The organism is Pseudomonas sp. NPDC086251, assembly GCF_044746405.1.
Classification (GTDB): domain Bacteria; phylum Pseudomonadota; class Gammaproteobacteria; order Pseudomonadales; family Pseudomonadaceae; genus Aquipseudomonas.
The window spans coordinates 97,175-108,188 of record NZ_JBIVBY010000014.1 but is presented as its reverse complement, the minus strand read 5'-3'; the positions used below and the strand labels follow the sequence as shown (position 1 = coordinate 108,188).

The 11,014-nt window shown below is 61.3% G+C and carries 11 protein-coding genes and 1 pseudogene; all 12 read right to left on the bottom strand.

Going from position 1 to position 11,014, the window contains the following annotated elements; all coding sequences use genetic code 11:
- A pseudogene (locus tag ACIPL2_RS18185) lies at positions 1-330 on the bottom strand (flagellar motor switch protein FliM); the annotation flags it as partial.
- A 9-nt stretch (positions 331-339) separates the two neighbouring features.
- On the bottom strand, positions 340-840 hold the full coding sequence (fliL, locus tag ACIPL2_RS18180) for a flagellar basal body-associated protein FliL (protein ID WP_401358343.1): 501 nt from the start codon (positions 838-840) through the stop codon (positions 340-342).
- Positions 841-1,056: 216 nt separating this feature from the next.
- The gene (locus ACIPL2_RS18175) at positions 1,057-2,412 is read right to left on the bottom strand and encodes a flagellar hook-length control protein FliK (RefSeq protein ID WP_401358341.1); all 1,356 of its coding nucleotides are present in this window, start codon (positions 2,410-2,412) and stop codon (positions 1,057-1,059) included.
- Positions 2,413-2,517: 105 nt separating this feature from the next.
- Positions 2,518-2,865: an Hpt domain-containing protein gene (locus ACIPL2_RS18170; RefSeq protein ID WP_401358339.1), complete on the bottom strand. Its 348-nt coding sequence runs from the start codon at positions 2,863-2,865 to the stop codon at positions 2,518-2,520.
- Positions 2,866-2,895: 30 nt separating this feature from the next.
- Entirely contained in the window at positions 2,896-4,602 is a 1,707-nt protein-coding gene (locus tag ACIPL2_RS18165; protein WP_401358338.1) for a SpoIIE family protein phosphatase, read from the bottom strand.
- A gap of 5 nt (positions 4,603-4,607) precedes the next feature.
- Positions 4,608-4,913 (bottom strand): STAS domain-containing protein, encoded by a 306-nt coding sequence (locus ACIPL2_RS18160; protein WP_401358336.1) that lies wholly within the window; start codon positions 4,911-4,913, stop codon positions 4,608-4,610.
- A gap of 190 nt (positions 4,914-5,103) precedes the next feature.
- Positions 5,104-5,553, bottom strand: coding sequence for a flagellar export protein FliJ (gene fliJ / locus ACIPL2_RS18155; protein WP_401358334.1), 450 nt, complete (start codon positions 5,551-5,553; stop codon positions 5,104-5,106).
- Positions 5,554-5,559: 6 nt separating this feature from the next.
- A complete protein-coding gene (gene fliI, locus ACIPL2_RS18150) occupies positions 5,560-6,918 on the bottom strand; it encodes a flagellar protein export ATPase FliI (protein ID WP_401358332.1) in 1,359 nt (452 codons plus the stop codon).
- Positions 6,908-7,708: a flagellar assembly protein FliH gene (fliH, locus tag ACIPL2_RS18145; RefSeq protein ID WP_401358330.1), complete on the bottom strand. Its 801-nt coding sequence runs from the start codon at positions 7,706-7,708 to the stop codon at positions 6,908-6,910. Before fliH ends, fliI begins: the two co-directional genes overlap by 11 nt.
- A 7-nt stretch (positions 7,709-7,715) precedes the next feature.
- Entirely contained in the window at positions 7,716-8,735 is a 1,020-nt protein-coding gene (gene fliG / locus ACIPL2_RS18140; RefSeq protein ID WP_007948903.1) for a flagellar motor switch protein FliG, read from the bottom strand.
- Entirely contained in the window at positions 8,728-10,515 is a 1,788-nt protein-coding gene (fliF, locus tag ACIPL2_RS18135; protein WP_401358328.1) for a flagellar basal-body MS-ring/collar protein FliF, read from the bottom strand. The genes fliG and fliF overlap by 8 nt, the downstream gene beginning before the upstream one ends.
- Before the next feature lie 15 nt (positions 10,516-10,530).
- The gene (gene fliE / locus ACIPL2_RS18130) at positions 10,531-10,860 is read right to left on the bottom strand and encodes a flagellar hook-basal body complex protein FliE (protein ID WP_401358327.1); all 330 of its coding nucleotides are present in this window, start codon (positions 10,858-10,860) and stop codon (positions 10,531-10,533) included.
- Between the last annotated feature and the right edge of the window lie 154 nt (positions 10,861-11,014).

Genomic DNA, 11,014 nt, shown 5'->3' with positions numbered 1-11,014 from the left:
CAACGGTTTGATCTTGACCAGGTTGAGGCTGGTCGGCACGTACAGCGAGTGCACGTATTCGCCGAACTTCATCACCTGCACGCCACCGACGGCAACATCGGCCGAGCGGCGCAGCATGTTGAACATGCTGATGCGGGTGTAGCGCGCGAAACGCTCGTTGATCATTTCCAGGGTCGGCATGCGTCCACGGACGATGCGATCCTGGCTGGTCAGGTCGTAGCTTTTGACGGTGCCGGGTTCGGCAGCGGTATCGGTCTGTACCAGACCATCGTCGACGCCATGCAACAGCGCATCGATCTCATCCTGGGACAGCAGGTCCTGCACGGCCATGTCGTGTTCCTACTGCAGTACGAAATTAGTGAAAAGCAACTGTTCGATGACCACTTTGCCGAGCTCTTTCTGCGCCACTTCCTGGACGCTGGCCGTGGCTTTCTGACGCAACATTTCCTGACCGACCGGCGACGCCAGCGTGGCGAAGTCCTGCCCGGAGAACAGCATGACCAGGTTATTGCGGATCACCGGCATGTGCACTTTGAGCGCTTCCAGATCGGCCTGATTGCGGCCCTGCATGGTGATGCTCACCTGCATGTAGCGCTGTCGACCGTTCTGGTTGTAATTGGCCACGAAGGCCGGCGCCATCGGTTCGAAAACCGCTGGCTGCTTGCCGACCGGGGCGGTTTCAGCCGCGACGGCAGGTTTGCTCTGGGCGCTGTGCATGAAGTACCAGGTCGCCCCCACGGACAAGCCGATCGCCAGCAGCACGGCCACCACGATCACAATGATCAGCTTGAGTTTGCCTTTGGTTGCGGGGTCTTTTACTGCTGCTTCGCTCTTCGCCATGCCAATAATCCGTCACTATTCGGGTTTTCACAGTCGCACGGGAAGGCAAGAGCAAGTGTTATGCCAGAACGTCGGAAGGTATTGGAGACAGCGAATGATCGGTGAACTCTTGTAGGAGCGAGGCTTGCCCGCGAAGAACGATGACGCGGTTTAACTGATGAACCGCGTCATCGTTCTTCGCGGGCAAGCCTCGCTCCTACAGGGTTTTGCGTTGGGTCAGGCGTAGTAGTCGACGGCGCTGGAGCCGATAATGCTGGTGGTACTGGGCGCGACTTCGGCAACGCTTGGGGCGAGCTCGTCATCCATCGAGTCAACGCGACCGCCACTGGCGCTGGTGCGTCCACTCTGACTCTGTTGAGCCTGCTCCTGACCTTGCTGCGAACCCCGGGATTGGTCGGAGACGTTGACGTCGACCTGGCCCATGCCCTGCTGCGCAAACATGTCCCGCAAGCGATGCATTTGCCCGTCCAGCGCTTCGCGAACGCTTGGGTGTGCGCTCATGAAGGTCACCTGGGTCTGCTGATCCGGCACCATGTTCACCCGAATGTCGAGGCGTCCCAGTTCGGCCGGTTGCAACTGGATGTCCGCCGCCTTGAGATTGGCGCTGGACAGGTACATGACCCGGTTCACCACTTCTTCAGTCCAACCGCTCTGATGCATGGCGATCGGTTGGTTGACCGGCAAGGCATTGGCGGTTTTCGGCGTGGCAGCCTGGGTCAGCGCAGCCAGGCGGTTGGCAAAGTCGTCGACGCGGGTATCGCTGCTCGCCGACTTCAGGTCCTTGAGACCGTCATCGATCAGGCCACTGAAGGCCTTGTCGCCCTGGCCGGTGCTGTCCTTGTCGGCTTGCACATCGAGCATGCTCGCCATGCCGGCAGCGAAGTTCTGCGCCGACGTCTGCTCACCGTCGGCCTGAGCCTGGGCCGAGGTCGGTGCCGCTTTTGGCTGGGCCTGACTGGAAGCAGAAACGTGGCCGCTCGCCTCGAGGGCCATGCGCACGGCTGGCAGTGCATCGAGGGGATCGGCTTCGGGGTCGAAATCCGGATCTGCGGCGGTGGTGGTCGTTGCCGCGGTAATGGCAGCAGTGAGCGGCACTTCGACCGGCGGTTGAACAGTGGCTGGCACCGGCGGCGTTTCCGCCACGGGCGCTGGTGCCACCGGCTGAACCGTTTGCATCAGGGCGGGATCGAGCGCCGGGTCGACCGGGGCAGTATCGGCCACCGGCGTCTGCGCAGTATCCGGCGCATCGTCGCTGGCAGTCGTGTCGTCGGCCTGTGCCGGTTTATCGGCGGGCAAGGATTTGCCGCTATCGGCAACCGCAGGTTCCGGGGCGGCAGACTTGTCGTTGCTGACGTCCTTTTTACCGGGACCGTCCGGGGACTTGTCGCGCATCGGCTTCGCCGCGCCGTCAGTCACGGCAGAGGGCTTGTTATGGGCTTGATTGGCGTAGACCTGGGCGAAGCTGGACGCCTTGTCCCCGGGCTCAGGCGCCAGCGCCGGTGTATTGGCGGAAGCGACTTGAGTCTTGGCCTGTGCGGCGGCCTGAAGCAGCATATTGGGGGTAACGGGCATGAAACGGTCTCCGCTGCACTGGGATCGTAGGTACAGTTGACGGAGATTACTGCAAAGGTCGCGCCAGGTTTTCCGCAGAGACGCTACAAGCGCCGGACGGTCGACTTAATCGGCGAGAGAACGCTGGCGCTCGGCCTCGTACAGCGGTCGGACAATGGCGAATTCGCCGTCGATTTCCCCGACCAGTTTTTCAATGCCCGAGAGACTTTTCTGCTTGGCCAGTTGTTCCAGCTCATGGCACAGCTCGGCCAGGCGAATGGCGCCCATGTTGCTGCTGCTGCCTTTGAAACTGTGAGCAGTGTTCATCAGCTGCGCGGCATCTTCAGCCTTGTGCAACAGACTCAAGCGTTCTTCGGAATCGGCGAGGAAGGTATCGAGCAGCATGGGATACTCGCCCTCCATGACCTCTTGCAACGCGCTCAGCACGTCGCGGTCCAGATGTGTGTCAGCCACTTGCTCACTCCTTGATCAAGAATGCGTGGATTATGCCAGAGCCTCCCAGAAAAACTCCACGCGGGCACTACGACCATCGTCGGACCAGCTCGCGTTGCGGCCCAATTGACGGATCAGACTGACACCACGTCCCGACAGACGGACACCCTCTACGGGCCGCTCCATCACGCGCGCAATATCAAAACCCTTGCCACTGTCTTCGACGCGAACCGTCAGGCAACCGCCCTCGCCCTTCGGTGTCACCTGCAAATGCACCCGCACAAAGCCGTCCTGCAACTCGTCCAGGCGCGTATTGCGCTGTTGATAATAGCGCGTAAAACCCACGGCATCGCGTTTGAGGCTCGAATCCAGGCCCAGCACGCCATGCTCCAAAGCATTGGAATACAGTTCGGCCAGCACACTGTAGAGCGCCCCGCTCTGCGCCCGCAGCCCATGCACCTCAAGCAGCAACTGCAACAGATACGGCAACGGGTTGAAGCGTTTGAGGGTGGCGGCGCGAAACTCGAAACTCACCGACCAGTCCAGTGGGCAGGACTGGCCGCTGTCGGAATAGACCAGGGCCGGCGGGCTCACCTGCGCGGCCTCCAGCAACCTGACCTCGACCATGCTGACATCGTCGCGGGCTTCACCGCGAAAGTCGCGCAGTGCCTGTTCGATCTCTTCGAACAGCTCGTCTGGTTGACGATTGGCCGCAAATACCCGCTGCAATCGCTCGACACCAAACAACTGTTCGTTGGCGTCGCAGGTATCGATCACCCCGTCGGACAACAGGAACACCCGATCGCCGACCGCCATCGGAAACACGTCGGTGCGGTCATCGAAAGTTTGCGCGCTCAACACACCGAGCGGCAGATGCCGAGCGGTGAGCGGCGTGCGCTCGCCGCTGGCGATGCTGTGCAGATAGCCGTCCGGCATGCCGCCATTCCAGACTTCCACCGAGCGTCGCTGAAAACTCAGGCACAGCAGCGTCGCACAACAGAACATGTCTACCGGCAGGATGCGCTTGAGCTTGGCGTTCATCTCGCGCAGGGTTTCCGACAGGCCATAGCCCTTGGCAGTCATGCCGTAAAAGACTTCGGCCAGGGGCATGGCACCGACGGCGGCCGGCAAGCCGTGACCGGTGAAATCGCCGAGCATTACATGCATGTCGCCAGCCGGGGTGAACGCGGCCAGCAACAGATCGCCGTTGAACAGCGCATAGGGCGATTGCAGGTAACGGATGTTGGGGGCATTCAGGCAACCGGAGTGGGCCACCTTGTCAAACACGGCTTTGGCCACCCGCTGTTCGTTGAGCAGGTAATCGTGGTGCCTGGCAATCTGGTCACGTTGTTGCAACACGGTGGCCTGCAGCCGGCGCAAGCGATCCATCGCCTTGATCTTGGCGGCGAGAATCACCTGGTTGTAGGGCTTCGCCAGAAAGTCGTCGCCGCCCGCCTCCAGGCAGCGGGCCAGGGCTTCGCTTTCGGTCAGCGAGGTCAGGAAGATGATCGGCACCAGGGTTTCCCCGGCCAACGCCTTGATCTGCCGGGCCGCCTCGAAACCATCCATCACCGGCATCATGGCGTCCATCAGTACCAGTTGCGGTCGTTGCTGGCGAAACGCTTCGACCGCTTCGGCACCGTTGGTGGCCGTGAGCACGTTATGGCCCTGGCGACGGACGATACTCGACAGCAGCATGCGATCGGCCGCGCTGTCTTCAGCGATCAGAATCGTCAGCGATTCGAACGTGGACTGCACGGCAATCACGCCACGTCGAAAATTTGTTCGAAGTTTGAGATCGCAAGAATCTTGCGCACATCGGCATTGGCGTTGGTCAACGTGATCTCGGCATTCTCGCCACCGGCGTGATCACGCAACAGCAACAACATGCCAAGCGCCGAACTGTCGAGGTAGGTGGCGTCCTTCAGGTTCACTTCGAAGGAGTCGGGTTTTGGCTGAAGGTTTTCGTAGGATTCACGAAATTCCTGATGCTTGGCGAAATCGAATCGTCCCTTGATCGAAATCGTCAGCTTTTGCCCGTTCGGGGAGACTTCTGTGACAACTGACATTTAACGGCTTCCTTGTCATTGGAGAACGTACGTGTAGAAGGTTTAGCACTTGGCGGGGATAGGGGCAAGGCTGTTGATTGGCGCAATCCTGGAGGACGCCTTCGCGGGCAAGCCTCGCTCCTACAAGATCACTGCAAAACTTGTAGGAGCGAGGCTTGCCCGCGAAGAACGATAACGCAGTCTGACTGATTCAATACGGATCCTGACGCGGCAACCGCTGGGACAATTCATCCAGCAGCTTCTGCTCGCGCTTGTCCTCCAGCCGTCGTGCCTCATCGGCATAGCGCTCGACCAATTTGCGCAAACCTTCGACCCGGGCATACGCCTGCTGCCAGGTTTCCCGCGCCTTGTTCAGATTATTCTGGTGCCACGCGAGGCTTTGGCGCTGCTGATCGATGGCGGTGCCCAGTTGCGCGAGGAAACCTTGATAGCCCAGCAACCACTGGCCCGAAACGCCGCCACTGCCGCGCACGATCCATTGTTCCTGATAGTCGAGGCGAAAGGCTTCCAGGTCGGCGAGTTTGCTTTCCGCCAGACGGACCTGACCCTGGAAGTGGCCCAGGCGCTGGACCGCAGCCTTCTCGACCTTTTCAGCCATCTCGACCACAGGGGCCAGGCGCGAGGCTCGGCTCTGGGCCATGGCCGGTTAGCCGCCCGCCGCAGGGGCGAAGATCGAGCCGAGATAGGCTTCGCTTTCGCCCAGGCTGATGCTGTCGTTCAAGCCCTGGCGCAGGTATTTGACCAACTGCGGTTGCAGGGAAATCGCCAGGTCGGTTTCGCGGTCACCGCCGGCGACGTAGGCGCCGACGCTGATCAGGTCGCGACTCTGTTGATAACGCGACCACAGCTGTTTGAAATACTGGGCGCGCATCATGTGTTCAGGCGTGACCACCGACGGCATCACCCGGCTGATCGACGCTTCGATATCGATGGCCGGGTAATGCCCTTCCTCGGCCAGACGCCGCGACAGCACGATGTGCCCGTCGAGCACGCCTCGGGCCGAGTCCGCGATCGGATCCTGCTGGTCGTCGCCTTCGGACAACACGGTGTAGAACGCGGTGATCGAACCGCCACCCTTCTCGGCATTGCCGGCCCGTTCCACCAGTTTCGGCAACTTGGCGAACACCGACGGCGGATACCCCTTGGTCGCGGGCGGCTCGCCGATGGCCAGGGCAATTTCGCGCTGGGCCTGGGCGAAACGGGTCAGGGAATCCATCAGCAACAGGACGTTCTTGCCCTTGTCGCGAAAATACTCGGCGATGCGCGTGCAATACATCGCCGCGCGCAGGCGCATCAGCGGCGCATCGTCCGCCGGGGACGCCACCACTACCGAACGCTTGAGCCCTTCTTCACCAAGAATGTGCTCGATGAATTCTTTAACTTCGCGACCCCGCTCGCCGATCAGCCCGACGACGATAATGTCGGCCTCGGTGAAGCGCGTCATCATGCCCAGCAATACAGACTTACCGACGCCGGTACCGGCGAACAGCCCGAGCCGCTGACCGCGACCGACCGTCAACAAACCGTTGATGCAACGGATGCCCACGTCCAGCGGTTCGCTGATCGGTTCGCGCTTGAGCGGGTTGATGGTCGGGCCGTCCATCGGTACCCAGTCTTCGGCCTTCATCCCGCCCTTGCCGTCCAGCGCGCGACCGGCGCCGTCGAGCACGCGCCCGAGCATGCTCATGCCCATCGGCAAGCGACCGGTATCCGCCAGCGGAACAACACGAGCCCCGGGCGCGATACCGGCGACGCTGCCGACCGGCATCAAAAAGACTTTGCTGCCGGAAAAGCCCATGACTTCGGCTTCGACCTGCACCGGGTGATAGCTGTCGTCGTTGATGACCATGCAGCGGCTGCCCATGGCGGCGCGCAAGCCTTCGGCTTCAAGCGTCAGGCCAACCATGCGCAGCAAACGACCTTCAAGGATCGGTGCGCCGGCCAGCTCCGTGGCCTCGGCATAACTGCCCAGGCGCTTGGCGAAGCTGGTGCGATCAAGGCGCATCGGGCACGTCCGGTTCGGCGACGGCTGCAGGCTGGGTGTCGATTGGCAACTCCAGGCTCAGGTCCGGCGCGGCCGGGTGCAGTGCCTGTTCGTGCAACTGATCGAAGAGCTTGTCCATGACCCGCGCCACACGGGTTTCGACGGTGGCGTCGATCCGACTGTGTTCGGTCTCGACCCGGCAACCGCCCGGTAACAATGCTTCGTCTTCGACGATGCGCCAGGTTTCTTCATGGCGCTCGCGCAGGGCTTTGACCTGGGCGAAATCCTGCGGATTGATGTACAGCCGCACATTGCCCACGCCCAGCGGCAAGAGCTTGAGCGCCTCGCGCATGACGTGCTCGATCTGCGTCGAGTCGATGGCCAGTTCGCGCTGGATCACCTGTTTGGTGATGTGCTGCACGAGGTCGACCAAGGACTTTTCAATCTGCGTGTCCTGTTCGGCGATGGGTTCGAACAGATGCCCCATCAGCGCTTCCAGCCCGGCGATCTTGGCGGCCAGGGCCACTTCGGCTTCCTGACGGACCTTGAGCGTAGTGCTGTGGAAACCTTCTTTCTCGCCCGTCGCGAAGCCTTCGTTGTAGGCCTCCTGACGAATGCTTTCGAGTTCTTCGAGGGTCAGTGGCTGGACTTCTTCCAGCGGCACTTCTTCCATTTCCGGCGGCTCGGGCTCGGGTTCAGGCTCGGGCTCCGGCACGTGGGGATCGAAACTGGGCAGCGACCAGACGTCGAAGCCGCCGACGTCCTTGGCGCGGATCAGGTCAGTGTTGGACTCATCATGTTTGGACGACATAGTGACCTTAGATCATCTCTTCGCCGCCCTTCCCGCCGAGAACGATTTCTCCGGCTTCGGCCATACGGCGGGCAATGGTGAGGATTTCTTTCTGCGCGGTTTCCACGTCGCTGACGCGCACCGGGCCTTTGGCCTCGAGGTCGTCGCGCAACAGCTCGGCCGCCCGTTTGGACATATTCTTGAAGATCTTCTCTTTGACGCCTTCGTCCGACCCCTTGAGGGCCAGCACCAACACGTCGGAGGACACTTCGCGCAGCAGCGCCTGGATACCGCGGTCGTCGACATCGGACAGGTTGTTGAACACGAACATGAGGTCTTCGATCTGACCGGACAGGTCTTCGTCGACTTCGCGGATCGAGTCCATCAGCTGACCTTCGATCGAGCTGTCGAGGAAGTTCATGATGTCGGCCGCACGCTTGATGCCACCCAGGGTGGTGCGCGAGGCATTCGAGTTGCCGGAGAACTGCTTCTCGAGAATCTGGTTGAGCTCTTTCAGCGCGGCGGGCTGCACGGTGTTCAGCGAGGACACTCGCAGAATGATGTCCAGTCGAACCTTGTGGTCGAAGTTGCCCAGCACTTCGCCGGCCTGGTCCGGGTCGAGATACGCCACCACGATCGCCTGGATCTGCGGGTGCTCGTAACGGATCACGTCAGCGACCGCGCGCGGCTCCATCCACTTCAGGCTGTCGAGGCCACTGGTGTTGCCGCCCAGAAGGATCCGGTCGATCAGGCCGTTGGCCTTGTCTTCGCCCAGGGCCTGGGTAAGCATTTTGCGCACGTAGTCGTCGGAGCCGACGCCGAGGCTGGTCTGGTCGCCGACAATGTCGACGAACTCGCTCATCACCTGCTCGACTTGCTCGCGGTGCACGTTCCCCATCTGGGCCATGGCCACACCGACACGCTGGACCTCTTTGGGCCCCATGTGGCGCAGCACTTGGGCAGCATCGGTCGAGCCCAGCGACAGCAGCAGAATCGCGGCTTTGTCGACCTTGGACAGTTTGGCGGCAACGGCTCGGTTATCACTCATCTGCGTTAATCCACTCTTTCACGACCTGGGCCACACGGCCCGGATCTTCTGCCACCAGACTCTTGATTGCGTTCAACTGTGCGTCATAGCCTTCGCTCGGACTCGGCAGCAGAATGCTTTGCGGGCCACCGAGGCTGACGCGGTCGTTGGCCAGTTCGCCGTCCAGGCCGCCCATGCCACCCAACTCGACGTCGCTGCCAATGCCGGCCAACTGTTTGCCTTTGCCGCCACCGGTGATGTTGTTGAGCACCGGACGCAGCACACCGAACACCAGCACCAGGATGAACAACACACCCAGCACTTGTTTGACGATGTCCCAGAACCAAGGCTGGGAGTAGAACGGAATATCGGCAATCACTTCACCGCGCTCGGCGGAGAACGGCATGTTGATCACGCTGACGCTGTCGCCACGACTGGCGTCGAAACCGACGGCGTCCTGGACCAGGCGCGTGAAGCGCGCCAATTCGTCGGCGCTCCACGGTGCGCGGCTCATCTCACCGTTGGCGGCGTTGATCTTGACCTGGTCATCCACCACCACCGACACCGACAGGCGATTCAAACGGCCCTGCTGTTGTTTGGTGTGGCTGATGGAGCGGTCAAGTTCGAAGTTCTTGGTGGATTGTTGACGCTTGTCCGCCGGGTAAGGAGCGAGCATCGGCTGGCCGGTGGCCGGGTCCATGATTTGCTGACCGTTGGCATCGAGCAAGGGCTGGCCCGGCTGCACCATGCCGGCCGACGCGGTCGCACCACCAATGGTTTGCGGTGCCGAGGCAGGCGCTGGCGGCTGGTTGCTCAAGGCACCCGGTACACCTTGCGGGCCATTGCTGGCGGTGCGCTGTTCAGTGGTCGATTGCTCGCTGCGCAACGCCGGCTGGTCCGGGTTGAACTGCTCGGAGGTCGACTCGACGGCACTGAAATCCACATCCGCCGAAACCTCGGCTTTATAGCGATCGTTGCCCAGCACTGGTTGCAGGATGTTATGCACACGCTGGGTGAGCATGCTTTCCATGCGACGGCTGTAATCGAATTGCTTGCCGGCCATGGTCAGTTCAGAGTTCTCCGCCTGATCGGACAGCAGCGTGCCCTTCTGGTCGACGACGGTGATCTGCGATTTGCTCAGTTCGGGAACGCTGGTGGCGACCAGGTTAATGATCGCCAGCACCTGGCCCGGCTCCAGCGAACGACCGGAATACAGCTCTACCAGCACCGACGCGCTCGGCTTGCGCTCATCGCGCACGAACACCGAACTTTTCGGAATCGCCAGGTGCACGCGAGCACCCTTGACGTTGTTCAGGCTGGAGATGGTCCGCGCCAGTTCGCCTTCAAGGCCGCGACGATAACGGGTCGCTTCCATGAACTGGCTGGTCCCGAGGCCCTGGTCCTTGTCGAGAATTTCAAAACCGATGTTGCCGTCGCTGGGAGTGACACCAGCGCCCGCGAGCTTGAGCCGCGCACGGGACAGGTCATCGGCCTTGACCAGCAAGGCGCCGGAATTGGGTTCAACGGTGTAGGGAATATCGGCGGCGGCCAGGGTATCCATGACTTGCTTGGCGTCCATGCCGGCAAGGCTGCCGTACAGAGGCCGGTAGTCCGGCTGCTGGGACCACAACACAACGGCGAAGCCAATCGCCACACTCGCCGCCAGGCCGACCAACAGGCCCACCTGACGCAGCATGGTCATCTCGGAGAGGTTTTCCAGGAAGGACAACCCGAACAGCGGCGGTTTGCCGTCTATCGGGGTGGCCTTGGCCGGAACGTTATCGGCGATTGCTTCTGCCATGACTCAATCTCGTCCTTAAACCGGCATCTGCATGATGTCTTGGTAGGCCTGAACCAACTTGTTACGCACTTGGGTCAACGCCTGGAAAGACACGCTGGCCTTCTGCGAGGAAACCATCACGTCCGTCAGGTCGACGCCGCTCTTGCCGATCTCGAAAGCCGTGGCCAACTGACCCGCAGCCTGCTGGGTGTCGTTCACTTTATTGACGGCCTGACCGAGCATGTCGGAAAAGCTGTTGCCCGCCAGTTGAGGGACGGCGGCAGTCGATTTCGACGCAGACATGGCATCCATTTGCATGGAGCGCATGTCCAGCATCAAGCGATTGAATTCAATACCTTGGCTCATGGTTTCTCTCTATGACGAGCTACGTCGTTGGCGACCCGCAATTTTTTGACACTCACTCGGCGGGTAGAGAGGTGTTAGCAACAAGGGTGCCAGCTCGGCGGCCGCTCTAAACAAAAGCCCACCCCTAGAAGCCGAACGCAATCCGTAGCAGCTG

Bases quoted from the DNA above. Each gene is read 5' to 3' on its own strand.
- fliL (WP_401358343.1), bottom strand. From the start codon at position 840: ATGGCGAAGAGCGAAGCAGCAGTAAAAGACCCCGCAACCAAAGGCAAA.
- ACIPL2_RS18175 (WP_401358341.1), bottom strand. From the start codon at position 2,412: ATGCCCGTTACCCCCAATATGCTGCTTCAGGCCGCCGCACAGGCCAAG.
- ACIPL2_RS18160 (WP_401358336.1), bottom strand. From the start codon at position 4,913: ATGTCAGTTGTCACAGAAGTCTCCCCGAACGGGCAAAAGCTGACGATT.
- fliJ (WP_401358334.1), bottom strand. From the start codon at position 5,553: ATGGCCCAGAGCCGAGCCTCGCGCCTGGCCCCTGTGGTCGAGATGGCT.
- fliI (WP_401358332.1), bottom strand. From the start codon at position 6,918: ATGCGCCTTGATCGCACCAGCTTCGCCAAGCGCCTGGGCAGTTATGCC.
- fliH (WP_401358330.1), bottom strand. From the start codon at position 7,708: ATGTCGTCCAAACATGATGAGTCCAACACTGACCTGATCCGCGCCAAG.
- fliG (WP_007948903.1), bottom strand. From the start codon at position 8,735: ATGAGTGATAACCGAGCCGTTGCCGCCAAACTGTCCAAGGTCGACAAA.
- fliF (WP_401358328.1), bottom strand. From the start codon at position 10,515: ATGGCAGAAGCAATCGCCGATAACGTTCCGGCCAAGGCCACCCCGATA.
- fliE (WP_401358327.1), bottom strand. From the start codon at position 10,860: ATGAGCCAAGGTATTGAATTCAATCGCTTGATGCTGGACATGCGCTCC.